This is a genomic window from Solidesulfovibrio alcoholivorans DSM 5433 (genome assembly GCF_000702665.1).
GTDB classification, from domain to species: Bacteria; Desulfobacterota; Desulfovibrionia; order Desulfovibrionales; family Desulfovibrionaceae; genus Solidesulfovibrio; species Solidesulfovibrio alcoholivorans.
Genome location: NZ_JNJA01000005.1, coordinates 139,861 through 164,649, shown reverse-complemented (window position 1 = coordinate 164,649; position 24,789 = coordinate 139,861). Strand labels below are relative to the sequence as shown.

The window sequence follows — 24,789 nt, the reverse complement described above, 5'->3', positions numbered from 1 at the left end:
CTCCTGCACCTTATTGCTGCCCCCCTTTCCCCCCTAGCGAGGGGGTCCGGGGGGCATCATGCCCCCCGGTGGGGTGGGTCCGGGAGGGGCAACGCCCCTCCTGGCTCTTCGGTTCTATCCCAGCAATTCGTCGGGCAGGTCGCCGTTGGTGTGGACTTTCTGCACATCGTCGTTGTCTTCGAGCATATCGATGAGTTTGAGCAGCTTCTGGCCGTTTTCCGCATCCAGGGAAACGGTGTTGGCCGGCATCATGGCCACTTCGGCGTCCTCGGAAACCATGCCCGCGGCTTCGAAGGCGGCGCTTAAGGCATCATAATCCTCGGGCGCGCAGTGGACCTCCCAGACGTCACCTTCGTCGGCGACTTCCTCGGCCCCGTGCTCCAGGGCCACTTCCATGAGCTGGTCCTCGGTAAAGGACGCTTTGGGGAAGGCGAAGACGCCCTTTTTGGAGAACATCCAGCCGACGCAGCCGGCCTCGCCCATGGCCCCGCCGCCCTTGGCCAGGATGTGGCGCACTTCGGCCACGGTGCGGTTGCGGTTGTCCGTGGCGGCCTCGACCAGGATGGCCACGCCGCCCGGGCCGTAGCCTTCGTAGAGGACCTCGTCGAAGCTCTCGCCGGCAAGTTCGCCCGTGCCCTTCTTGATGGCCTGCTCGATCTTGTCCTTGGGCAGGTTCACGGCCTTGGCCGCGGCGATGGCGGATTTGAGGCGCGTGTTGAGCGCCGTGTCCGCGCCGCCGGCCCGGGCCGCGAGCATGAGCTCCTTGGTGACCTTGGTGAAAAACTTGCTCTTCTTGGCGTCCTGCACCGACTTGCGGGCCTGAATGTTATGCCATTTGCTATGTCCGGCCATTGCGCTTCCTCACTCTCTGCCAAACCGGGCGCGCCCGGTCGCTGTCTTTACCTTGTTGCTTCAGTCCGTATTTTCCCTAGCCGTCCCGTCCGGATCGGGCAAGGGCGGGGGATCGGGCTCGGGCAGCTCCGCGCGGGGACGGAATCCCGTGGCCACGTAGAAGATTTCCTTGCTCTCGGCCCGGGAGCTTTTGGGCTTGGCCACACGGACCTTCTCGAAATAGTCCCGCAACCCCTTCTGGTAGGCCGGGGCGTCGGGGCCCTGGAAAATTTTCACCACAAACGCGCCGCCGGGCTTGAGGCGGGCAACGGCCACGGCCAGGGCCGCCTCGCACAGTTCCAGGGAGCGGGCCTGATCCGTGAACTTGACCCCCGTGGTCTTGGGGGCCATGTCCGAAAGGACCACATCGAAGGGCCCAAGGCGCGAAAACGCCTCGCGAATCTCCGGCCCGGGATCGAGCATGTCGCCGGTCAGGTACGTGACATGGCCGGGAAAGGCCGTGCCGGGGGGATTGAGGTCGATGGCGAGCACCCGGCCGGCCGGGCCGACGCGCGAAGCGGCGTAAAGCGTCCAGGAGCCCGGGCAGGCTCCGAGGTCGAGCACGGCCGCGCGGGGAAAGAGCAGGCGCGACTGCTTCTCGATCTCTTCCAGCTTGTAGACCGACCGGGCCGGATAATTTTCCTGCTTGGCCTTCTTGAAATAATGATCGCGGTACGTTTTCATGGCGAGCTGCCCGGGATACCGTTATCCGAAACAGGTTTCAAGGGAAAGACGCCTGGCGCGGCCGCAAAGGCGGCCCTTGCCGCCGCCGGGGCAGGCCTTATGTACGGCACAGACCCCAAGGAGCGAAAGACCTATGGCTGGCATCACCCGGGACGCCGTGCGGCGCGCCCTCGACTGGGCCTGGGAGCGGGCCGCGCGGGGCCTGCCCGGCCAGAAGACGGCCAGGGAACTGGCCGACCGGCACAACGACCCGTCCGTGCCGCTGGCGCAGCGGCTGCGCACCCTCGTCAAAGAGCACAAACGCCAAGCCGCGGCCGCCGGGTTCCTCACCAACGCCGGCGGGCTGGCCCTTCTGCCCGTGTCCGTGCCGGCGAGCCTTGCCGGCACGCTCTACGTGCAGCTGCGCATGGTGCAGTCCATGGCGCTCGTGTGCGGCCACGACCTCGCCGACGCCAGGGTGCGGGCGCTTTGCGGGCTGTGCCTGTGCGGGGCCAAGGCCGCGGACGTGGCGGCGGCCGCCGGAGCGCTTGCCGGGGGCAAGCTGACGGAGCGCGCGCTTTTAAACCTTGGCGCGGAAACCATCCGGCGCATCAACGAACTGGTGGGATTTCGGCTGCTGGCCCAATTCGGGGAGACCGGGCTGCTCGGGGCCTCCCGGCTCGCGCCCGTGGCCGGGGGGATCGCCGGGGCCGCCGTCGGGGTCGCGGCCACGGCCGGCATCGCCAAGGCGGCCATGACCCTGCTCGCCGACCTGCCGGGCGAAGACGCGGCGGGAACGGGAGCGGGATGACCTAGTGCCGCGGCAGCCGCCAGGACGCGTCGTAATGGCCCTGCCTGGGCCGGCGCGAGGTGTCGCCGTGCAGGCCGCGGCGGATCATGTAGAGCAGTCTGCGCGTGAATTTCGCCGCCCAGGCGTCGCAGGCCTTGTCCTGGCGGATGCGCTCGACCATGGTCGCTGCGGCCGGCGGCAGGCCTTCGCGGCGGGCGATGCGCCGGCGCAGGGCGTAATGCCCCAGCTCGTCGGCCAAGGCCATGGTCTTGCGGAAATCACGCACCGAGCGGTTGATGAAAATATTATAGTGGCCGTCGCGAAACAGCAAAAATCCCCAGCTATCGATGTCGTCGACCTCGGTCACCTTGAGGTCGGCGCGTTTTGCGGCTAGTTCGAAAAGCCTGGCCAGCAATCCCGCCATACGTGCTCCTTCGCCGACCGGTCGGTCCGACAGGGGAAACATAACCCATGGCCGTCACCCGTCAAGGCGGCCGCCCCGCGGTGTTGCGCGGCGACGGTGCGGGTGCTAGGCTGCAACGGCGTGACAGGACGCGATTTTCGCCTGAAGTATCCAGGGCTGACGTCATGGCGCTGCTCGAATACAAACGCTGTCCCCATTGCGGCAAGGCCACCTGGCAGGAGTTCATCCCCCAGGCCCCGCCGGCCTCTTCCTATTGGCGTTGCCGCGACTGCGGCGACCGCCGCGACGCGCTGCGCATCAGCGTCGGCAACGGGGCCGAACTCAACCGCGGCCGCGTCCAGACCGAGGAAATCTGCGCGGACGTGTTCATCGTGGATATCAGCCGCCGCGGCGCACGGCTGCGCTGCGACGACGACCTGCCCGTGCGCGTCAGCCTCGGCCAGCGGCTGCTGTTCAATCCCCAGCTCCAACCCTTCGGAGAGCTTGCCCACTACCAGTCCGGCGTCGTGCGCTGGATTCGCGACAACGAATTCGGCATCTGCTTCGAGCGGCCCCTGGCCGTGTCCCCCGGCGACATCACGCGCATCGTCAAGAACTGACGCCGTGCGCGGTTGCGCCCGAACGGGCAAGCGGCTATCATTTCGCAAAGTCGCGGTCCGATCGGCGGACGCGACGCAAGCAAAGGCACGGCCCGGCCCATGCAGGACTACGAAAAGATACGCCACGCGGTCAAAACCGGCGACAAGATCATGGAACTGGCGGCGTCGCTGGGCCTCGACCCCCGGCGCAACACCATCAAGGACCTGGCCGACAAGCTGCTCGAAAACGCCCTGGCCGAGGACGCCCCTCCCGCCGTCACCGGCGGGTGAGATAATAATGGGGAAAGAATGCCTCCGGCGGCAAGGATGGGCCGGGGGCTCCGCCGGGACCACCCCGGAAAGGGGGGAGCGGCGGCAGACAGGCGTTATGGCGATGCGCCCGGGCTAGAGAGATGGCTGTTTAGGGAAGCCGCGCAAAAGAAAAGCCCGACGCCGGAGCGCCGGGCCTAAAAGAACGCATGCGTCGGCAAGCCGCCGACGGCGTCAATTCTCCAGATCGATGATGACCGGCCCGAGCACCGTGGGCAGCGGCCGCGAAAGGAACTCCTCCCGCTTGATCTCCTTGCCGTCGTAAAGCATGCTCTCGATGTGGATAACCTTCTGCATCCAGACGTTGTTCTCGATGGTCTTGGGCACTTCCGTCTCGACGATGCGGGCCGTGATCTTGTCGATGTCGATTTCTTCCACATCACTGAAGGAATAGGTGTGGATATATTCCTCGTTGTAACCGAAGCAATACAGCAGGCTGTTCTTCACAAAGGGCTGAAAAATCTTCTTGGCCGGGTAATTCTTGACCTCACAATTGATCTTGTTTAGGCTGACCCGGAGCTTTTCTTTTTCGTTCACGATGATGTAGACAACAGGGCGATTGCTTTCCAGAAGATCCTCGCCGGAAGAATGGATGTTGTTGTCCACCCCGTGGAAGATGTATTCGATGTAGCGTTCCCGGTTGGCTTCTCTGGCTTCGCGGACCAGTTCCTTTTCAATATAGGAATAAAAAACCCGCTGACCGAAACCCCTGATCTCAATGTTGAACTTCATCCTCCGCCTCCTGAGCAGATTCCTTGGTGTTCCGGCCTGGTCCGGGAAACGGCCCCAGCCTTTCCGGCCCGGTTATCTTATTCACGCTACGCGGCTTTTTAAGCGCGGTCAATTTGTTGCATCGGCCATCCTGCTTGCGCTCGCCATCGGCCTGACCCCGGCCGTTGCCGCGTCGGCCGCCGACCCGGAAACGCTGCTCGCACCCCTTGCCGGCATGCCCTACCGCGACGACGGCGTGGACGCCCCGGACGGCCGCCACACACTTTTCGCCGACCCCGCCGCCACGTTCCCCACGCCGGGCTACAATTGCAGCGGCTTCGTGGTCACGGCCTCCCGCGCCCTGCTCCGCCGCCCCCTGCCGCCGGACGCCGCCAAGCGCGACCGCAAGGGCGATTCCGGCCCCGGCAGCCGCCAGGGCGAGGATTGGGACTTCGGCTACGACCTGATCCTCAACATCGGCGAGGGCCTGCCCCGGCGCATCCTGGCCCCGGGCGCGCCCCTGCCCGATCCGGCAACCATCGACGCGGCGAAAACGCGCGGCTTCCCCCTGCACGACGCCGCGGCCTGGAAGGAGGCGCTTTCGCGCCTGCGGCCCGGGGAGATGGCCCTCGCCGCGCTCAGCAAGGACGTCAAAGGCCGGCTGCTCTACTACCATGTGGCCCTGGTCGCGCGCGACCCGGCCGGCCGCGTCTTCTTCCACCACGCCACGCCCGGGACCGGCGTCCACCGCCTGGAAATCTCCGCGCCGGCCGGCATGGCCGCGCTGCGCAAGGAATTCGCGGAGAAGCGTTTCGGCGACAAATGGGTGCTGCTCGTGGCCGTGCCCCTGCCGTAGGCAGCACCGCAAGGGGGACGCGCGGGTACCGCCGGCTTCCACCGGTCCGCCGTCTTTCACTGTCTCCTCCCCGTCAGGCCGACAGCCATGCGGCCCGCTCGCCCGTTCGGGGCGAGCCGGATTGCAGGCGAGACCGTTACGGGATTCCCCTTTGCCCAGCGGCAGCGGATCGAAGCCTTGCAGCGCCCTGCCGCAAAAAGGCTCTCCTTGAAAACCGGTTGCCAGGACGGCCTGCTCTGGCCGTCCTGGCAACCGGTTCGATGACGCGAAAGTCCCTCCAGCGGCTGGGAACCGCCCTGCCCTTGCCCCGCCGGGGCCTTTCTCCCCTGCTACGCCATGTCTTCCTTCTTCTCTTCCTTATGGCCGGAGATCCAGGTCTGGAGCTGGTCCATATAGGTGTAGAAGACCGGGGTCAGGTAGAGGGTGACCAACTGGGATATGACGAGGCCGCCGGCAACGACCAGGCCCAGGGGCTGGCGGGCGTCGCCGCCCGCGCCGACACCGAGCGCGATGGGGAAGATGCCGGCGATGGCCGCCACCGTGGTCATCATGATCGGACGGAAGCGCACGACGCAGCCCTCGAACACGGCGTCGAACGGCGTCTTGCCCTCGCGTTCGGCCTCGATGGCGAAGTCGATGACCATGATCGAATTCTTCTTGACGATACCGATGAGCATGATGATGCCGATGAAGCCGTAGAGGTCGAGCTGGCGGCCGAAGACGAGCAGCGTGACCAACCCGCCGAGCGCCGCCGAAGGCAGGCCCGACAGGATGGTGATCGGGTGGATGAAGCTCTCGTAGAGGATGCCGAGAATGAGATAGATGATCATGATGGCCAGGAAAAGCAGGAACGGCACGCTGGCCAGGGACTCCTGGAAGGCCGTGGCCTGGCCTTCGAAGATGTAGCTGATGTTGGTGGGCAATTCCTTTTTCGCCAGGGCCTGGATGGAGGTCACGGCCTGGCCCAGGGAGTACTTGCCGGCGGTATTAAACGAGATGGTCACCGAGGTGAGCTGCCCGGTGTGGTTGACCACGAGCGGCCCCACGCCTTCGCTCATTTTCACCAGGCCGTTTAATGGCACCATGATGGGATTGCCGTCGGAATCGACGTTGCTCGACTTGACGTAGAGCTTGTTGAGCAGGTCCGGCCGGCGCTGGTACTCGGGCTGAACCTCGACGATGACCTTGTAGGTGTCGGTGGATCCGTAGAGGTTGGTCACCTGGCGGGCGGAATAGGCGGTCATGAGCGCCGTCTCGAGGGAGGAGGCGGTGATGCCAAGCGCCTGCGCCTTGTCGCGGTCGATGTCCAGAAAGACTTGCGGCCCGTCGATCTGCATGTCGGTGTTGACGTCGGCGATCTCCGGCAGCTTGCGCATGGCTCCGGCCATCTTGCGGGCCACGGGGTAGAGTTCGTCGGGGTCGGGCGAGAGCAGTGTGAACTGGTAGAGGGCTTTCGTCTGCTTGCCGCCGATCTGGATGGACGGTGGATTGTACATGAAGGTGAACATGTCGGGCAGCTGGGCGAGCTTGGGCCGCAGGTCGTCGATGATCTGCTGGGCGCTGCGCTTGCGTTTGTCCAGGGGCGCGAGCAGCGGGAACATGGCGGCGTTGTTCATGGAGGTGTTGGGGCCGCCGACGCCGACCACGCCGATGAACTTGAACACGTCCGGATCGGCCATGAAGATGCGGCCGACCTTGAGCACGCGGTCCTTCATGGTTTCGAAGGAGGCGCTCTGCTCGGCCATGCCGAAGGCGTAGAAGATGCCCGAGTCCGTGGCCGGGATGAAGCCTGTGGGAATGATGGTAAAAAGCCAGAACGTCAGCCCAAGGATGCCCACGGACAGGATCATGACGAAAAAGCGCCAGCGCAGGGCGAAGTGCAGGGATTTCTCGTAGCCGCGCTCGAACCATTTGAAGAAGCGCCCGGACTCGGAAATCTTGCCCGAGAGGAACCGGCTGCACAGCATCGGCGTCAGCGAAAGCGTGACGAAGCCCGAGACCAGGATGCACAGCGTGATGGTCACGGCCATCTCGTTGAGCACCCGGCCGAGGATGCCGGCCATGAACATGATGGGAATAAAGACCACAGCCAGCGACAACGTCATGGAAATGATGGTGAAGCCGATCTGGCGCGCGCCGTCGAGAGACGCCTGCATGATCTTCTTGCCCATCTCGGTGTGGCGCACGATGTTCTCGATCATGACGATGGCGTCGTCCACGACGAAGCCGACGGCCAGGATGATGGCCATGGCCGAGAGGTTGTCGATGGAGAAATTGAACGCGACCATGAGCGAAAGCGTGCCGATCAGCGCCGTGGGCAGGGCCAGGCTCGCGATGATGGTGGCCGGGAGGTTTTTGAGGAACATGTAGACCACGATGACGACGAGGGAAATGGACAAAAGCAGCGTGAACTGGACGTCGTCGATGGCGGCCTTGATGGACAGGGAGCGGTCGTAGAGGAATTCCAGGTGCACCGAGGGCGGCAGCGTGGCCTCGATGCCCGGCATCATGGCGCGGATGGCCTGCACGAGCTGGATGGTGTTGGTGCCGGCGGCGCGCTTGACCGCGATGACGATGCCTTGCTGCTGGTCGAAAAACGCGGCGTTCTTGTCGTTGATCGTGGAATCGATGGCGCGGCCCACGTCCTGGAGGCGCACGGGGTTGCCGTTGCGGTAGGCGATGATCTGGCGGTTGTAGGCCGTGGCGCTGGTCAACTGGCCCTGCGCCTTGATCGTGAAGAGCTTGTCGATGCCATAGAGGGAGCCTGTCGGCAGCATCACGGTTTCATTGCTGAAGGCGCTCGCCACCTCGTCCACGCCGATGCCGAGCGAGGCCAGCTTGTCCGGATTGACCTGGACTCGGGGGGAGTAGGTCTGGTCGCCGTAGACGGCCACCTGCGCCACGCCGTTGATCATGGAGATGCGCTGGGCGATGTAGACCTTGGCGTAGTTGGTGACGCGGAAAAGCGGCATGGTGTCGCTGGAGACGCGGATGTAGATGATGGGCATGTCCGCCGGGTTGACCTTCTGGAAGGTCGGCGGCGCGGGCATGGTGCTCGGCAGGCTGCCCTGGGCGGCGTTGATGTAGGTGAGCACGTCGGTTCCCGCGCCGTCGATGTTGCGCGAGAGGTCGAACTGGAGCGTGATGGTCGTGGTGCCGAGCGAGTTGCTCGAGCTCATGGACTGCAGGCCCGAGATGGACGTGAACTGCCGCTCGAGCGGCGTGGCCACGGCCGAGGCCATGGTCTGGGGGTCGGCGCCGGGCAGGGAGGCCGTCACCTGGATCGTGGGGAAGTCGATGCTCGGCATTTCGCTGATGGGCAGCGAAAAATAGGAAACCACGCCGAAAAAGACCAGCGCGGCCATGAGCAGCGTCGTTGCGACCGGACGCTTGATAAAAAGGTCCGTCATGTCACTTCCCCTGATCCTGGCGGCCCGGGCTCAGCGCCGACTTGTCCTTGCCGGCCACGGCGGCCGGGGACACGGGGCCTTCCTGGTAGGCCTGCGCGTCCACGATCTTGACCGGTACGCCCGGGAACAGCTTGATCTGCGCGGAGGTGATGACCTTGTCCCCTGGGGAGACGCCCTTTTCAACGACGGTTTCGGCGCCGATCTTGCGGCCGGCCGTGATCTTGCGGATCTCCACGGTGTTGTCCGGCTTGGCGATGAAGACCGACGAACCGTCCTGGGTTTCGGCCACGGCGCTCGAGGGTACGAGGATGGTGTCGGCGGTTTCGGCAAGGATCACCGAGGCGTCCACGAACTGGCCGGGCCAGAGGAAGCGGTCGCTGTTGGGGAATTCGCCCTGCAGGGTGATGGTGCCGGAACTCACGTCCACGGTGTTGTTGATGACCGTGAGCTTGCCCTTGGAGGCCTTTTCCGGGTGCCCCGGATAGCGGGCTTCCACGGCGAGGGAGCCCTTGCCGGCGTAGGCGCGGATGTCCGGCAGGTACTTTTCGGCCACGGCGAACTGGACGTTGATGGGCTCGATCTGGTTGATGGTGACGATGATGTAGTCTTCGGACTTGATCAGGTTGCCGGTCTTGTACTGCTGCAGGCCGACGACGCCGGTGCAGGGGGCATTGATGTAGCAATAGCCGAGGTTGACCTTGGCCTTGGCCACGCTCGCCTCGTCCACGCGCACCTGCTCCAGGTCCTGCTGGTAGGTGGTGCGCTTCTGCTCGTAGTCTTCCTGGCTGATGACGGCCTGGGCCACGAGGTCCTTGTAGCGCAGCCAGTCACGCTTGGACTGGGCGGCGACGGCCCGGTCGCGGGCCAGGGTGCTCACGGCCTCGTCCAGGGCGGCCTTGTAGGAGTCGGGGTCGATGAGCAAAAGCGGCTGGCCCTTCTGCACGAGGTCGCCTTCGGAAAAATACGTTTCCTTGAGTACGCCGGAGACCTGCGCCCGGACGTTGATGGTCGTCAGGGCGTAGACGTGGCCGATGCCGTCCACGGCCAGGGGCGCGGTGGTCGCCTTGGCCTCGTAGACGGTCACCTCCACGGGCGTGGGCGGCTCGGCCTTGGGCTTGCCCCTGTCGCATCCGCCCAGGGCGAAAAGGACCAGCGCCGACGCCAGAAGAAGCGACGCTCGATACGAACGAGGGATGCTATGGGGAAAAAAGACAGGCATGGATGCGCTCTCCTCTCGGCAAAGATCGCCCGGATGGTGCCCGACCGGCCGACGCTTACGCCACGCTATTGGGGGGAACTTTCACCAAATCCCCTATTCCATTCATAAAGTCAAGGCAGTACACGCATTGTCACGTTCCTGCCGCACAGTCCCGATGCAGCGGGCCGGAGGAACGATCCCGCGAACCTTGCGCAGGTCAATGGATGCCCGCCTTGCCCAGGTAAGGCCCGAACACACGCCGGCGGTAGGCATAGTCTTCCATGCGCCGCAGCAGGGCGATATTGACCGCCTTTCGCAGCGTCGACCCCCGGGGGAAGGCGAATCCATAGAGCTGGGGATCGAAAAAACCCGGCAGCACCTGTATGCGGCCGGAATTTTCGTGCGCCTGACAGTACAGCAGAATGGGCCGGTCGTGCACGAAGGCGTCGAGGGTGCCGGACTCGAGCGCGCGCAGGCCGTCCTCCAGCGTCTCATAGGTCCGATAGCCGATGTGCGTGGCCGTGAACTCCTCGGCCGCGGACGCGTCGCGCACCACGCCCACGCGCACGCGCTTCAGGTCGTCCGGGTCGCGCACCGAACTGCCCAGGGATTCCACGGTCAAAAGCGATGTGATGCCGGCGGTGAAAGAAGCGAGCAAGGCCACGGACACGAACATCCAGACCAGGGCCACGGAACGGCCGAGCAGGGTCTTGGGCGTCGCGTCGCCGTAGCCGACCGAGGTCATGGTCACGGCCGACCACCACAGGCCGTCGCCAAGGCCTTTGCGCCCCGGCCGGAAATGCCCGGGGTTGCGCCGGCGCTCCACCGCCCAGACCAGCGCGCCCACCACGAAGAGCAGCACCAGCAACGACCCGACATAGGCGAGCACTTTTTCGGAAAACACCCGCCCCAGCGTCGTCTCGATGCGGTCCAGGGCATTGCGGGCCGGCACGGCGATGCCGAGCCCGGTGTAGTAGAAGGGCTGCGAGAAATCCATTGCGCTCTCGCGCTCCGGGGTGATGGACAGCGCCGACACGCCGACGTCCACATCCCCCTTTTCAATGGCCCGCAGCAGGTCTTCGAGTTCGAATTCGCGCACGTCGTACGTCAGGCCCATGTCCTCGGCGATGTCGTGCCACAGGGCGAGCGCCATGCCGTGGTAATGGCCGGTATTGGTCTTTTCCAGAAAAGGCGGCGCAACATAGACGCCGACGCGCACGTGGCGCTTTGCCCCGGGTTGCGGCGCTTCCGGCAGGGCCTGGGCGCAAGCGGCGTACGCGCCGCCCCCGAGCCAGGCCAGGACCAGGACGAGCCAAACGACGCGTCGCATCTATTCCTCCTCCGTCCGTTCCGTCGGCGCAACGGGCCAGCGAAGCCTGGCATGGGTGCGGCGCAGCCGGCGGGTCTTGCCGAGCACCAGGGCGCGCTTGGCACGCAGTTCCTCGCGCAGGGCTTCGAGCTGCATGGCCTCGCTGCCCTTGGGCTTGTACTTCACCTTCACGCTCTGGAAGGCCAGGAGTATCTTGTTTTCCTGGAACTCCCTGTCGATGGCCGCGGCCAGCTCGGACTGGACCTGGAACTTCTTCATGAAGTTGTCGATCCAGACGTGGAGGTCGAACTCCAGGCCCAGACGACTGAACGCGTTCATGAGCACCTCCGGGGCCGGCTCCTTGAGCACGTCGGGATGCTCCCTGGCGATGGCGAGCAGGATCTTGCGCACCTTTTTGGGCTTGGTGCCCGGGGCCACGGTCACCGGGATGGTCAGGCGCAGCGTGGCGTCCTGGTAGCTCAGGTTCACGATCTCGCCGCGCAGGAAGCTGGAGTTTGGAATGATGACCGTGGTGTTGTCCAGGGTGCGCATGATGGTGTTGCGCACGGACAGGTCCACCACTTCGCCGATGTTCTTGCCCTGTTGGATGATGTCCCCCTTTTTCACCGCGCCGCCGAACATGATGATCAGCCCGCTGACGAAGTTGTTGACGATGTCCTTGAGCCCGAAGCCGATGCCCACGGACAGGCCGCTGGCGATCCAGGTCAGCGCGCCGAGCGGCACCTCGAACAGGTGCAGGGCGAACAGGAGAAAAAGCACCCACGTCGCATAGGAAAAGACCGCGCCGAGCGTGTGGGCCAGCCCTGGGTCGAGGGCCTTGCCGCGGAGCGTGGCCAACCCGAGCAGACGCACGAACCAGGCCTGGGCCAGACGCAGCAGGAAAAAGGTCAACAGCAACACGACCACGGCTTCCGGGGAGATCGTCACCCGGCCGAGCTGCGCCTTGAGCCCGAACACGTAGTCCATAAGCCCCGGCCCGCCGAGAAAGACCAGCACCCAGGCCACGTAGAGCGTGGCCAGCACCGTGGCGGCCAGGGGCGCGGCCAGCTCGGCCAGGGAACGCCTGCCGCCGGCATGGCGCGCGGCGAGATGGCGCTGGACCGCCCCCGCGACGCCAAGGGCCAGGTGCAGCATGAAAAGCGCCTGCACCAGGGCCACGCCCTGGGGGCCGTAACCGAACACCCCGGCGACGCCCGCCGCAGCCAGCGCCACCATGTCGGTGGTCAAACCGCAGCCGCAACGTCGCAGCCGCCAGATCGCCGCGGCCGCGAGCACGGGCAACACCGCCCCGGCCACCGAGGCCGGAACGTTGCCGACATCGCAGGCCACCGTGACCGCGAAACAGACGAAAAGCGTCCGCAGACGCGCGCTCCCGCCGAGCATGCCCACAAGGCCCCAACTGACGGCCAACACCCAGGCCAGCGAGGTGAACTGGTTGGCCGCGAAAAGCACCGCCTGCCGGCCGGCGAAAAAGGCCAGCCCGGCAACGAGCCAGATCTGCGGCCCGAGCGCCCGTCCGCCTATGGCTGGAAAGCGGCGACGGCACAGGTGCAGGACGCCGAACAACACGGCGAAATACGCGGCGGCGACGGCGCCATAGCGCTCCCACGGCGTCCAGGAAGCCATGGGCTTCCAGAAACGCGGCGCGGCGTTTCGCCATTGGGAAAAATCGTCCACCATGCCCGCCAGCCCGGAAATGGCGAGCAGGGAGCCTGACGATGCGAAATAGGCCTGCTTGAACAGGGCGACGAAGCGGTCCACCTCCTCCTCGCGGGCAACCTCGATATCCGCGTCAAGGGCCGTCGCCTGGGCCAGGAAAGCATCCACCTCGGCCTTGACCGCGTCCACGTCGTTCTTGAGTTCCCTGAACTCCCGCCCGGGGCCGGACAACTCTTCGCTCACGAGCTCGGCATACTCGCGGCTGGCGTTGCGGGCCCGTATCTGGCGCAGGACGGCGTATTCCTGCTTGGTGCGCGCAAGCGCGTCGCGCATGTCGCGCAGCGGCTCGCAGGCGACGTCCACGGCGTCCGACAATCCTTGCAATTGCATGAGCAGGCTGCGCGAGGCCCAGGGCGTTTCCCCGGCCACGCCGCGCAGGAGCAGGATCTGGTCGAGCCGGCTGCTCACGTCGCTAAGGGCCGCCTCGAGCGCCGCCTTGTCCGCGGGCAGGACCTTGCGGATGCGGTCGAGCTCCTGGCGCTTGATTTCGATGTTGCGGTGCAAGCCGTCGCTGATGGACCGCCAAAGCGGCGTCTGCCCGTCCGCGGCCCGGGCGGCGCAGGAAAAGACGAGGGCGAGCAGGCACCCGGCAAGCGGCACGGCGAGGCGGCGCGGAAAAGAGGCCTGCATGGAGACTCCCGGGGCTGGCGGTTCGGATCGTTTCGGTTTTCTAGTCTGTCAGGGGGTTTCGGGCAACCCCCGGCGTGCGCCGGCGCGCTCGCCGCGTCGGGCGCGCTTGCACTGCCCGGCCACGGCCGGTATGACACGGGCGCAACGATGAGGAACCCAGCATGAAAAAACTCGTTTTCGGCATCATTTTGCTTCTGACGGCCATCGCCGCGGCCTGCGGTTATTTTTTCCTGACGGACACCGTCAAACCGACCATCGCGCTTTCGCCGGCAAGCGACGTGGCCGCGCCCAAGCGCGAGTTCACGCTGCACTTGGCGGACGCCGGTTCGGGACTCAAGAACGCCAAGGTCACCGTGACCCAGGGCGACAAGCAGATCACCCTGCTCGACCAATCCTACGCCACCCCGGTCAAGGACGCGGAAGAAAAGTTCACCCTGGAACCGGCCGGCCTGCGCGACGGGACGTTCGGCCTGACGGTGACGGCCACGGACCGTTCCCTGGCCAACTTCGGCGCGGGCAACACCGTGCGCTTCGAGAAAACCATGACGCTCGACACCACGCCACCGCGCGTGGAGGTGACGAGTCTGGCCCACAACGTGCGCCAGGGCGGCGTCGGGGCCGTGTCCTTCCAGGTCAACGAGGAGCCCGAAAGCGCCGGCGTGGTGGTGGGCAAGGACTTCTTCCCGGCCTACAAAATGGAAAACGGCAAGTATTTCGGACTCTACGTCTTCCCCTACGACATGGACCCGAAAGACTTCGTGCCCAAGGTCAAGGTGACGGACAAGGCCGGCAACACGGCCGTCGCCTCCTTCCGCTACCAGGCCATCCCGCGCAAGTTCCGCCAGGACAAGATCAACATCTCCGATGCGTTCCTGGAATCCAAGATGCCGCAGTACTACGACATCATCACCGACACGCGGGACAACCTCCAGATCTACCTGCGCGTCAACAACGACGTGCGCAAGCAAAATGCCGTGTTCCTGCGCGAGTTGGCCCTCAAGTCCTCCCCGACCATGCTCTGGGACAAGAAGGCCTTCCTGCGCCTGCCCAACGCCGCGCCCAAGGCCGGCTTCGGCGACCACCGCACCTACTACTACCAGGGCAAGGAAATCGACCAACAGACGCACATGGGCGTGGACCTGGCCTCCCTCGAGGGCGCGCCCGTGCCCGCGGCCAACACCGGAAAGGTGGTCTTCGCGGGCTTTCTCGGCATCTACGGCGAAACGGTGATCATCGACCACGGCCTGGGCCTGCAAACACTCTACGCCCACCTGCGCCGTATCGACGTGAAGGTCGGCCAGGAGATCAAGAAGGGCGAAATCCTCGGCCGCACCGGCGTCAGCGGGCTGGCCGGCGGCGACCACCTGCACTTCGGCGTGCTGGTCTTCGGCGAGGAGACCTCGCCCATCGAATGGTGGGACCAGCACTGGATCGACGACAACATCCTCAACAAGCTGTAGCCCCCATCTCCCCGACGCAAAACGGCCGCCCAGGGCAAACCCGGGCGGCCGTTTCCATTTCTCGGGGAGGGCCGGGAGGGGCGCGCCCCTCCCGGTCGCCGGAGGCTTTTTCCGGCGTATCCGCCTACCACTTCTTCAGGCGCTGGGCGGCCAGCGCCTCGGCCTGCTCCTTGAAGGAGTCGAAGCCGGCCTGGCGCATGGCGTCGTAGACCGTGCTCGGCCAGTCCCAGGTGGCGTAGAGCACCGGCTTGTGGAACAGGCGGCGGAACGTCTCCATCTCCTGGCGGTAGAAGGCGGCCTTGGGGCTTTCCAGATTCTCCCGCAACTGCTCGGCCAGGCGGGTCAGCTCGCCGTCGTACCAGTCCTTGATGTCCACGGCGGTGTCGTACTTCTTGGCGATGTGCTCGTACTTGTTCTCGCGAAGCACGGCCTTGAGGCGTTCCAGGTGCTGCTGCCCCAGCCACTCGCCGAGCCTGCTCACCGGGATGTCCTCGGCCTCGACGTGGGCCATGTCGAACTTGGTGCGGAAGTAGGTGTCCGGCACGACCGAGGCGCAAACGATGCCGGCGATGGCGACCAGGCCCCGGATGATGAGGCTGTTGGAGACGCCCTGGCCGCAAAAACCCACCTTCTTGCCGAACTTCTGGCCGGCGAAGATGGTGACGAGCAAGGCCCAGACCACGGCCGGGTCCTCTTCGTCGTAGATGTGGCGCAGCGCCGGGTTGTCGCGGTCGGTGCCGAGCACCATCTGCGTCATGTCGTTGGAGCCGATGGAGAAGCCGTCGAACTCCTGGATGAACTGCTTGGCCAGGATGGCGTTGCTCGGGATCTCGGACATGATGAACATCTTGAGCCCGTCGTCGCCGGAGTGCAGCTTGTGCACCCGCTCGAGGTAGCGCTTCATGGAGGTGGCCTCCTCCACGGTGCGCACGAAGGGCAGCATGATGTGCAGGTTCTTGCCGCCGAAGATGCCGCGCGCGAGCTTGAACGACTCGATCTCCCAGTCGTGGATGTTGCGCGAGACGCCCCGGTAGCCGAGCATGGGATTGTCCTCCACGGTCTCGAACAGGTTGCCGCCGAGGAGGTTGCGGTATTCGTTCGATTTGAAGTCCGTGGTGCGGTAGAGGATGGCTTTGCCGTGGAAGGCCATGGCGAAAAGCCCCAGCCCCTGGGAAAGCGTCTGGACGTAGAGCTCCTTGCCGCTGCGGAAGCCGCGGGAGAAGAGCTGCTTGCGGATCTTGCCGAGGAGCGACTGGAGGTCGTCGATCTGCCCCTTGATGCCGATCTGGCGTGCCACTTCCTGGCGCATGGCCGCGATCTTGGCCAGGGTGTCCTTGACCATGGGGTCCTCGGCCACGGCCGCCACGCGCTCCTCGATGCGGGCCTTGATCTCGTAGCGGCGCTTGATCGCGTCGGGATCGACGGCCTTCTCTTGGAGTTCGTCCCAGTAGCCGAGGATGATGGCGACGTGGGTGGCGAGGTCCGCCGAGGTCTTGAGGAGGTCCAGGCGGCGGGTGACCTCTTCCAGGTGGTGGTCGAGGCGCTTTTCCAGCTCGCGGATCTGGCGGTGCACGGCCATGACTTCGTCGGTGCCGCGCGCGCCGGCATGGTCGGCCAGGGCGTCGAGCTCGCCCGCCAGACCCGTGATGAGGCCGACGTAGCCGCGCAGCTTGATCTGCACGTTGATGAAACCCGCCGCGAGCTGCTCGCGCACGATCTTGGTCAGCTTGGCGTCGAGTTCCTTGACCTTGGCCTCGATCAGGCTCGGCAGGGTGCCGTTGTCATAGGCCTCGAGGGCCTGGGGATGGACGCCGATGTTGCCGAGCATGAACTCGGCGCGCAGCAGGCCCACTTCGAAATCCGGGACGTTGCGCAGGCGGGAGAGAAACAGCGCCTGCCCGACGTCGGCCAGGATCAGGCCAACCTTGGTCTTGGTCGCCGGGAGCTGGGACAAATCCATCTCGCCGCCGACTTCCTGCAGGGGCAAAAGCCCCCGGTAGACGCAGCCGCGCGAGCCGTCCACGGTCACGTACTGGCCGTCGAGGGCACGCAGGGTCTCGGCGCGCTGGATGCCGATGACGGCGGGAATGCCGAGTTCGCGGGAGGTGATGGCGGCGTGGCTGGTGTCGCCGCCGGCGTCGGCCAGGATGGCCGAGGCCACGCGCATGCCCGGCACCATGTCCGGGTCGGTGCGTTCGGCGGCGAGCACGTCGCCCTTCTGGATCTTGTTGAGTTCGAGCGCCGAGCGCAGGAAGCGCACCATGCCCTGTCCCGCCCCGCGCGAAGCGCCGTTGCCCTCGAGGATGACCTCGGCCGTGGCCACGGCCTTCTTGTCCACCTCCATGCGGCGCATGAAGATGGTGTGCGGATGGCGTTCGAGCTCCTCGTTCCAGCGGGTCTCGGGCCGGGCCTGCACGAACCAGAGCCGGTCGGACTGGTCGATGCAGAATTCCGTGTCCATGATGCAGCCGCCGTAGGCGACGCTGATGGCGCGAACGCCCCGGGCGACCTCTTCGGCCTGGGCCAGGGAGAGCGCCCAGCGGTAGGCTTCCTCGTCGGAAACCTTGACGAGCTTGGTGCCGCCTTCCTTGTCGTCGTAGACGATCTTCTTGTCCTTGAAGCCCATGTTGCGGATCACGACCTCGGACCCGTCGTCGCGCTGGAAGACGAAGAGCTTGTCGGGCGTGACCATGCCGCCGACCACGGCCTCGCCGAGGCCGTAGCTGGCGTCGATGGAGACGAGGTCGTTGCGCGAGGTGCCCCGGCAGCCGGTGGCCGTGTCCGCGGCGAAGGCCGTGCCGGAAATGACGGGATTGATCATGCGCATGAGGCACACGGACAAGGACGTGTTTTCGATGGCCCACTCGATCTTGGCGTTTTCGGCGATGGAGTCGTCGCCGGTGCGTTCGGCGGCGGCCACGGCGTCGAGGATGGCCTCGCGGCGGTAGGTCATGGAGCGCAGGTTATAGGCCGAGGCGCAGTCCCACTGGTAGGCCTTGACGGCCTGTGCCGCGCCTACGATGTTGAGATAGGTGTCCTGGAGGCCGGCGAAGGCCTTCTTGCGGCTGTCCTCGCCCGCGGCCGAGGAGCGCACGGCCACGGGGACGTCCTCGAGGCCGGCGTCCCGGCAGATGTCGTTGTAGGCGTTGGACACGGCCTCGCGGACTTCGGCCGGCATGTCGACGGAGAGGATGGCGACCTGGACGAGAACCGAGCGTTTGCGCAGCTGGTCGATGCCTTCGGGAGAGGTGGCGAAGCCCTCGACCACGTTGTTGATGAAGGTGCGCAGCTTGATGGCCGAGCCCGAGGCGTCGGCGAACTTGCCCCTGGCTTCCTCGGCGAGGTCGCGCACGAGGTTTTTCATGTACTCCGGGTCGCTGTTGACTTCCTCGTCGTTCCAGTTGACCCGGCGGTAGCCGTCGTTGACCACTTCGCGGATCAGCGACGCGTTGACCTTGGTCTCGTCGAGTACGCGGTGGAAGGCCACGGAGGATACGGCCCGGAATTGGGGCGCGCGGATGCCGGCGATCTGGCTGATGAGCGCCGTATTGTAGTTCTTGCCTCCGACGAGAATTTCAGCCTCTTCGCCGATGCCGACGATGTCGGCCCCGGTGAGGATGAGCGTGGTGGCGGTATCGATGGCCGCGTCTCCTTGTTTGGCGGGCTTGGCGGACGTGGCGTCCTCCAGACGCGGCGTATCCTTGGCTTTTGTCTTGGCCATTCTCCCCTCCTTGTCTCTTCCGGATCGGCGGGCCGCTCCGTCAAGCGGCCGCCGTTACATGTTCGTCGCGAAACCTACACCTGCTGGCCGCAGTTGGGGCAGTACTTGTAATGCTCGTCGGCTACCGGCTGGCGGCAGGCCGGACAGTCGCGGGTGACGGGGCCGAGCTCGACGAGGAGCTCGCCTTCGCGGACCGGGACCATCTTGCGGTCGTTGGCGTAGTCGGCGCTTTTGAGCACCCGTTTGACCATGGCGTCAACAGGGGAAGCCACGGATTTTTCCTGTTTCATGACCGAGATGTTGAAGAGTTCCTCCCCGGCCTTGACGTAGTCGTTGGGGCTGACCTGCATGACCCAGAGGTCGCCGGAGACCGGCGCGCCCACGTGGTAGGGGTTTTTCGGGTCGGCCATCTCCACCTTGGGCGCAGTGCCGCCCTGGGGCGCGGCCACCGGCACCTGGTGGGTCAGAATCTCCGAATCGAGCACGTAGCGCACCGTGGCCGCGCCGCTGGCGTCGGGCTGGGAGATGTTCATGATCGCCATGTGGTGCGGCTTGCCCTGGCTGTCGGAGAACAGCAGCTCCTCGCCCGGCTCCAGGCCCTCGAACCAGACGTCCAGGGGCAGCCTGTTGGGATCGCCGAACTTCTTGCGGAATTCGATGGTCTTGAGCGCGTCGCCCGGATGGTTGAGGTAAAGCACGAACTCCTCGTTGGTGGGTTCGCGGCCGATCTGCTTGGTCAGCGACGCCATTTCGGCCTCCATGTCCACCTCGCCCAGGCTGTCCAGGGGCGAGGCCTCGGTGCGCTCGGCCACGGCCTGTTTCCAGTCCGCGCCGAAGGCGCTCTCGTAGACCCAGTCCGGCGGGAACCCGAGCGGCATCCTGCCGAACTTGCCGAGCAGCAGGTTGCGGAAGGCGTCGTTGCAGTTGGCGTACAAAAGCAGCCGGTCGTGCTTGGCGGCCTGGGTCAGGCACTCGTCGCAGTTTTCCGACACGGCGTCGAGCACCTCGAGCATGTCCCTGACCGCCCGCTCGCCGCCGGCCTTGTAGGCGCTGGTCACGGCCAGAAACGCCGTGTTCCAGGTGATCTGCGAGCCCGGAGTGACGTCGTGGTAGCGCACGATCTTGCGCGTGCCGGCCAGGAACTTGAGCATGTAGGGAAGCAGGTGGATGTAGCCCTGCTTCATGGCCCCTTCCTGGGAGGACGAGGTCGCGCCGCCGGGCATGGCGTGCTCGACCACGTCGTAGTCGATGCCCTGGAAGTACGGGGCGGTGTAGCGGTCGTAATAGGGCATGACCTGCTTGAGAACGAAGTTGGCGGAGCGGATCATGTCCTTGTCGGCCTTGGTCAGGGCCACGGGCACGCCGAGGTCCTCCTCGATATAGGCCGCGGTGGAGAGCACCTCGCCCTGGCCGTACCAGCGCACGGACGCGCCGAGCGCGGTGTCCACGATGTGGCAGCCGGCCGCGGCCGCCGCGCCCACGGCCGGCACGAACAGGCCGTCGGTGTAGTGGCGGTGGTAGTCGAGGACGAGCTCGGGATAGGCCTTGCGGATGGCCGCGACCATGGCCGCGACGAACCGCGGCGGACACATGCCGGCCATGTCCTTGAGGCACAGGATGATGCTCTTCGCCGCCTTGGCCTTGCTCATGCCGCCGGCCTTGGCCACCTGGTCGAGGATGGCCTCGAGCACGCTCATATAGTGGGCGACGTCGAAGCCCTGGGCGTAGGAAAACGAGATGGCCGGCTCGAAAATGACGCCGGGGCGTGACAGGGCGACCTCGGCGAAGGGGTACATGTTGTCGATGTGGTTGAGGAAATCAAAGCAGCGGATGATGTCGAAATGCTCGCAAATCATCTCGCCGGTCAGGCGCATGAGGTTGCGCGGCTGGGGCTTGTAGCCGAGCACGTTGGTCGAACGGATGAGCAGCTGCTTGAGAGTTTTTGGCGCGAAACGGTTCCACTCCGCCGCCTCGGTGAAGGGGTAGGTCATGTTGGCCATCATGGCCACGTGGAAGTGCGCGCCGCCGCCGTTTTCGAGCGACAGGAAGCCGCAGTTGTCGAGGTAGGGGCCGACCAGTTCGTCCTCGGCCAGACGGAAGCGGTTGCCGCTGTTGGACTGGGTGATGTCGCGGCAGGTGGTGTCCACGAAATGGACCTTGCCCGAGTCACGCACCACGTCGAGGATGCCCTTGCGGTCGCCGCGCGGATAGGGGCTCTCGTGGCGGCGGAAATCGGCATCGGGCAAATAGGGCTTGAAGCGGCCCAGGCGGTAGTCGCTGCGGCCGCGGTACTTGCCGAGCATGACGTGCGGGTTGTAGCCCCGCGCGGCGATGTCGGACACGAGCCAGGACAGGCGCAGCGCCTCGGGCTCCTCGTCGAGGTAGTTGAGCAGGTAGGGATTGTCGTTGATGAACTTGGTGGCGAACTCGCCCTTGATGAAGTCCGGGTTGCGCAGGATCTGGCGGTGGAACGGAATGGTCGTCTTGAGCCCGCCGATGATGTACTCGCGCAGCGCCCGCTCCATGACGGCCACGACCTTGGGCCAGTTGCGGCCGTAGGAGATGAGCAGCGCGCCGGCGGAGTCGTACTGGGTCGGAAACTCGTAGCCGGCCGACAGGCAGGAATCCAGGCGAATGCCCTGGCCGCCGGGCGAGAGGTAGCGGGCGATCAGGCCGGCATTCGGCGAAAAGCCGTTTTTCGGGTCCTCGCAGTTGATACGCAGCTGCATGGCGTGCAGAAACGGCCGGGTGTCGCCGCAGTTGAAGCGCAGCTTGCCGCCAAACGCGATGTTGATCTGCTCTTCCACGAGGTCCACGCCGTAGCGGCACTCGGTGATGCCGTGCTCCACCTGCAGGCGGGTGTTGACCTCGATCAGGTAGGGCTCGCCGTCGGCATCGACCAAAAATTCCACCGTTGCCAGGGAATAATACCCCGTTTCGCGCACCAGGCGCTCGGCGTAGTCCTTGAGGCGCTGGCGCAGCTCGTCGGTCATGCCGCGCCAGGGCGAAGGCGTGATCTCCACGAGCTTCTGGTGGTTGCGCTGCACGGAGCAGTCGCGTTCGTCGAAGGCGAAGACGTTGCCGTGCATGTCCGCCGCCACCTGGATCTCGATGTGGCGCACGGAGGTGAGCAGCTTTTCGACGAACAGGCGCGGGTTGCCGAAGGAGGCCTGCGCCATGGCCGAGGCTTTGGAAAAGGCGGATTCGAGCTGTGCCTCGGAGTAGATTTCGTAGATGCCCCGGCCGCCGCCGCCGCCCTCGGCTTTGAGCATGATGGGAAAACCGATTCTGCCGGCGATCTCCCGGGCCTCGGGAATGGAGACCGAGCCCTCGGAGCCGGGCACCACCGGGATGCCCAGGCCCATGGCCAGCCGGCGCACCTCGACCTTGTTGCCGAGGCTCTGCATGGCCTCGGCCGAGGAGCCGATGAAGATGATGCCGGCCTCGGCGCATTTGCGCGGAAATTCGCTGTCTTCCGAAGCGAAGCCCCAGCCGGGGTGGATGGCCACCACGCCGTGGGCTTTGGCTTTTTTGATGACGGTATCGATATCGAGATAGGCGCGGGGGTCCGCACCCAGGGTGATGAGCTCGTGCGCCCCGGCGGTGGCCGGGGAGGTCATGTCCACGTCGGTGACAGTCAGTACCGGAATGGCGCGCAGCCGTTCACGGATGGAACGCAGCACCCGCCGGGCCGAGATGCCCCGGTTGGCGACGAGTATCTTCTTTCCTTCGACTTCGGAAAGCACTTCCTGAAACGTCTTGGCGATCATGCTGTCCTCTAACCCCTGGGGCGAACTGCCCATTGTCTCGAGTGACGGTCCGGCGGGGGCCGGCATCAAAGGAGGGATATGCTCCCGCTAAGAAGCGTCAAAACCTGCCCTGGACCCGCCTCGTCCCGCCGCAGCCGAAGTCCCCCGTCCTCGGCCAGTCCGACGATGCGCGCCCGATATTCGTGCGACCCGCCCTCGCAAACACGCACTTCCCGGCCAAGCCAGGCCAACCGGCCTTCAAGGAAACGGGACAGCGCTCGGGAGCCCGATACCGCAACGCACAGGAGATAGCAGGTTCGGGCGGACTTCACAAGATCGACCCAGAGCGTAACCGCGCCGGGAACCTCGCCAAACGCGGCAAGGCAGGACGCCTGCGCGGCGTGGTCGCGGCGCAGGACCGACGGGTCCGGGGCGCTCGCCAGATTGAGCCCGATGCCGGCGAAAACCCGCCCCCCCCGCTCCTCAATGAGGATGCCGCCCACCTTGCGCCCGTCGGCGAGGAGGTCGTTTGGCCACTTGACCTGTGCGGGAAAGCCCCGGGCGTAGAGCGCGTCGGCCAGGCACGCGCCTACCACCACCGGCGCGGCCGCGCCAAGCTCGCCCGCGTCCGCGGGCCAGGACAGGGCGGCGTAGAGGTTGCCCGGCGGCGAGACCCATTGCCGCCGCATCTGCCCCCGGCCGCCGGTCTGGGAAAGCGCCAGCACCGAGGCAAAAGGCGGCAGGAACCCCGCTTCGCCGAGCACCCGGGCCACGTCCAGGCTGGAGGCGCAGGCCCCGGTCACGAAGACCGGGTCGGCGCACGCCCCGGCCGCGCCCGCGGCCGCGAGCCAGACGCCCGCCGCCGGACCGTACTGCGGCCCGAGAACGACCTCGCGAAAGGGAGACAGGCGCGCGACATCGGCCGCCCACAAGGGATGGGCGGCGGCCAGGGCGTCCGGGGAAAGGGGCGCGGCCAGCCCCGGCGCGCCGTCGCGCCACAGCCACACGCCGCCCCCGGCGAAGGGACTTCGCGCGGGGCCGGCATTGCCTGCTGGATTTTTCACGCCATTTGGGACAATGTCCGCGCCGGAGTCATGCATGAAACGGTATCTCGTAGGCGGCGCAGTCCGCGATATTCTTCTCGGCCGCCCTGTTGTGGATCAGGATTACCTCATCGTCGACGCCACGCCCGAAGCGTTTTTGCGTAGGTATCGGAGAGCCCGGCAAGTCGGCAAGACCTTTCCGGTTTTCATGCTGGGCAGCGCCCAGTACGCCTGGCCGCGCGGCGACGACATCCACGAGGATCTCCTCGCCCGGGATCTGACGATCAACGCCATCGCCATGGGCGATTCGCGCCAGATCGCCGGCCGGCTGCATTTCCATCCGCTGGCCCTGCCGGACCTGCGCGACCGCATCCTGCGGCCCTGCGGCGAGACGTCCATGTTCGACGATCCGCTGCGGGTCTACCGGGCGGCCCGGTTCGCGTCCTCGCTGCCGGACTTTTCGCCCCACCCGGAGCTTATTGCCCAGATGCGGGCCGTGGCCGCCTGCGGTGCGCTCGACGACATCTTCGCCGAACGCGTGGCCCAGGAGGTGCGCAAGGCGCTGGACGCGGCCAAGCCATCGCGTTTTTTCCGCCTGCTGGCCGAAACCGGCTGCCTCCTGCCCTGGATGCCGGAACTCGAGGCCTCGCGGCACATCCCGGCCGGACCGCCCGAAAACCACGGCGACAACAGCATTTTCGACCACATGTGCGAGCTCGTGGACATCCTGGCCGGCCAGCCCATCGCCGGCTGGATGGCCGTGTGCCACGACCTCGGCAAAACGCTCACGCCGCAAAGCGAATGGCCACGCCACCTCGGCCACGACGACGCCGGCGCCGACGTGGCCGAGGAACTCGGCAGGCGGCTCAAGCTGCCCAACCGCGTGCGCGAGGCGGGCGTGGCCGCGGCGCGGCTGCACATGAAGGCCGCCCGCTACGCCGAACTGCGCCCGTCCACGCGCGTGGACATGCTGACCTGGCTGCACAAGCACGAGATGGTGGAACCGCTTTTCGACCTGGTGAACGCCGATTCCGGGCACAACGTCTGGCCGCTGGCGAAGCGCGACCTTACGGTCATGCTCTCCGTGCACCTGCCCGGCAAGCAGCGCATGCGCGGCCCGGCCTCGGGCGAAAAACTGCGCGGCCTGCGCTGCCAAAAACTGGCCGCAGCGGACAAGGCGCGGGAAACGCAAGACGCCGAGGAGTGAACAGACAGGGGGGAACGCCTCCGGCGGCCAAAGGGCTGACGCCCTCCGGACTCCCCTTTGTCGCATATCTGCGCGGACC

Annotated in this window: 17 protein-coding genes; 6 read left to right on the top strand and 11 right to left on the bottom strand. The window is 65.9% G+C overall.

All coding sequences use genetic code 11. The features are described 5' to 3' along the window. Nucleotides 1–114 precede the first annotated feature (114 nt). Entirely contained in the window at nt 115–852 is a 738-nt protein-coding gene (locus Q368_RS0111335; protein WP_029459187.1) for a YebC/PmpR family DNA-binding transcriptional regulator, read from the bottom strand. Between the two features lie 60 nt (nt 853–912). Then, nucleotides 913–1,575: an RlmE family RNA methyltransferase gene (locus Q368_RS0111330; protein WP_052360118.1), complete on the bottom strand. Its 663-nt coding sequence runs from the start codon at nt 1,573–1,575 to the stop codon at nt 913–915. A gap of 133 nt (nt 1,576–1,708) precedes the next feature. Here Q368_RS0111330 and Q368_RS0111325 point away from each other — a divergent pair, with 133 nt between their 5' ends. Then, nucleotides 1,709–2,365, top strand: coding sequence for an EcsC family protein (locus tag Q368_RS0111325; protein ID WP_052360117.1), 657 nt, complete (start codon nt 1,709–1,711; stop codon nt 2,363–2,365). Between the two features lies 1 nt (nt 2,366). Here Q368_RS0111325 and Q368_RS0111320 read toward each other — a convergent pair whose 3' ends face one another. Continuing rightward, entirely contained in the window at nt 2,367–2,768 is a 402-nt protein-coding gene (locus Q368_RS0111320) for an ImmA/IrrE family metallo-endopeptidase (protein ID WP_029459184.1), read from the bottom strand. 164 nt (nt 2,769–2,932) lie between these two features. Here Q368_RS0111320 and Q368_RS0111315 point away from each other — a divergent pair, with 164 nt between their 5' ends. Together Q368_RS0111315 and Q368_RS26610 are read left to right on the top strand one after the other, a co-directional pair. Continuing rightward, nucleotides 2,933–3,367 carry a PilZ domain-containing protein gene (locus Q368_RS0111315; RefSeq protein ID WP_029459183.1) on the top strand — a complete coding sequence of 145 codons (435 nt, stop codon included), beginning with the start codon at nt 2,933–2,935 and terminating at the stop codon, nt 3,365–3,367. A 99-nt stretch (nt 3,368–3,466) separates the two neighbouring features. Beyond that, nucleotides 3,467–3,637, top strand: coding sequence for a hypothetical protein (locus tag Q368_RS26610; protein WP_169740594.1), 171 nt, complete (start codon nt 3,467–3,469; stop codon nt 3,635–3,637). 213 nt (nt 3,638–3,850) lie between these two features. On the opposite strand, the gene Q368_RS0111305 is transcribed toward Q368_RS26610, so the two are convergent. Continuing rightward, entirely contained in the window at nt 3,851–4,408 is a 558-nt protein-coding gene (locus Q368_RS0111305; RefSeq protein ID WP_029459342.1) for a hypothetical protein, read from the bottom strand. On the opposite strand from Q368_RS0111305, the gene Q368_RS0111300 reads away from it, so the two are divergent. After that, on the top strand, nt 4,395–5,243 hold the full coding sequence (locus Q368_RS0111300; protein WP_052360116.1) for a hypothetical protein: 849 nt from the start codon (nt 4,395–4,397) through the stop codon (nt 5,241–5,243). The two genes, Q368_RS0111305 and Q368_RS0111300, sit on opposite strands and share 14 nt — an antisense overlap. A gap of 329 nt (nt 5,244–5,572) precedes the next feature. Here Q368_RS0111300 and Q368_RS0111295 read toward each other — a convergent pair whose 3' ends face one another. From Q368_RS0111295 to Q368_RS0111280, 4 genes are all read right to left on the bottom strand, one after another. Beyond that, the gene (locus tag Q368_RS0111295; protein ID WP_029459181.1) at nt 5,573–8,653 is read right to left on the bottom strand and encodes an efflux RND transporter permease subunit; all 3,081 of its coding nucleotides are present in this window, start codon (nt 8,651–8,653) and stop codon (nt 5,573–5,575) included. A gap of 1 nt (nt 8,654) precedes the next feature. Beyond that, the gene (locus tag Q368_RS0111290) at nt 8,655–9,872 is read right to left on the bottom strand and encodes an efflux RND transporter periplasmic adaptor subunit (protein WP_029459180.1); all 1,218 of its coding nucleotides are present in this window, start codon (nt 9,870–9,872) and stop codon (nt 8,655–8,657) included. 196 nt (nt 9,873–10,068) lie between these two features. Beyond that, the gene (locus Q368_RS0111285; RefSeq protein WP_029459179.1) at nt 10,069–11,181 is read right to left on the bottom strand and encodes a transporter substrate-binding domain-containing protein; all 1,113 of its coding nucleotides are present in this window, start codon (nt 11,179–11,181) and stop codon (nt 10,069–10,071) included. After that, entirely contained in the window at nt 11,182–13,530 is a 2,349-nt protein-coding gene (locus Q368_RS0111280; protein WP_029459178.1) for a mechanosensitive ion channel domain-containing protein, read from the bottom strand. It abuts the gene before it with no gap. Between the two features lie 161 nt (nt 13,531–13,691). On the opposite strand from Q368_RS0111280, the gene Q368_RS0111275 reads away from it, so the two are divergent. Further along, nucleotides 13,692–14,990 (top strand): peptidoglycan DD-metalloendopeptidase family protein, encoded by a 1,299-nt coding sequence (locus Q368_RS0111275; protein ID WP_029459177.1) that lies wholly within the window; start codon nt 13,692–13,694, stop codon nt 14,988–14,990. Nucleotides 14,991–15,114: 124 nt separating this feature from the next. Here the strand turns inward: Q368_RS0111275 and Q368_RS0111270 are convergent, their stop codons facing one another. The 3 genes from Q368_RS0111270 to Q368_RS0111260 all read right to left on the bottom strand — a co-directional run bounded on the left by Q368_RS0111270 (nt 15,115) and on the right by Q368_RS0111260 (nt 23,524). Then, nucleotides 15,115–18,711: a PEP/pyruvate-binding domain-containing protein gene (locus tag Q368_RS0111270; RefSeq protein WP_029459176.1), complete on the bottom strand. Its 3,597-nt coding sequence runs from the start codon at nt 18,709–18,711 to the stop codon at nt 15,115–15,117. Between the two features lie 74 nt (nt 18,712–18,785). Then, on the bottom strand, nt 18,786–22,481 hold the full coding sequence (locus Q368_RS0111265; protein ID WP_029459175.1) for a pyruvate carboxylase: 3,696 nt from the start codon (nt 22,479–22,481) through the stop codon (nt 18,786–18,788). A gap of 65 nt (nt 22,482–22,546) precedes the next feature. Continuing rightward, the gene (locus Q368_RS0111260; RefSeq protein ID WP_052360134.1) at nt 22,547–23,524 is read right to left on the bottom strand and encodes a biotin--[acetyl-CoA-carboxylase] ligase; all 978 of its coding nucleotides are present in this window, start codon (nt 23,522–23,524) and stop codon (nt 22,547–22,549) included. Nucleotides 23,525–23,558: 34 nt separating this feature from the next. Here Q368_RS0111260 and Q368_RS0111255 point away from each other — a divergent pair, with 34 nt between their 5' ends. Next, a complete protein-coding gene (locus tag Q368_RS0111255; protein WP_029459173.1) occupies nt 23,559–24,710 on the top strand; it encodes a tRNA nucleotidyltransferase/poly(A) polymerase-related protein in 1,152 nt (383 codons plus the stop codon). The last annotated feature ends 79 nt before the right edge of the window (nt 24,711–24,789 follow it).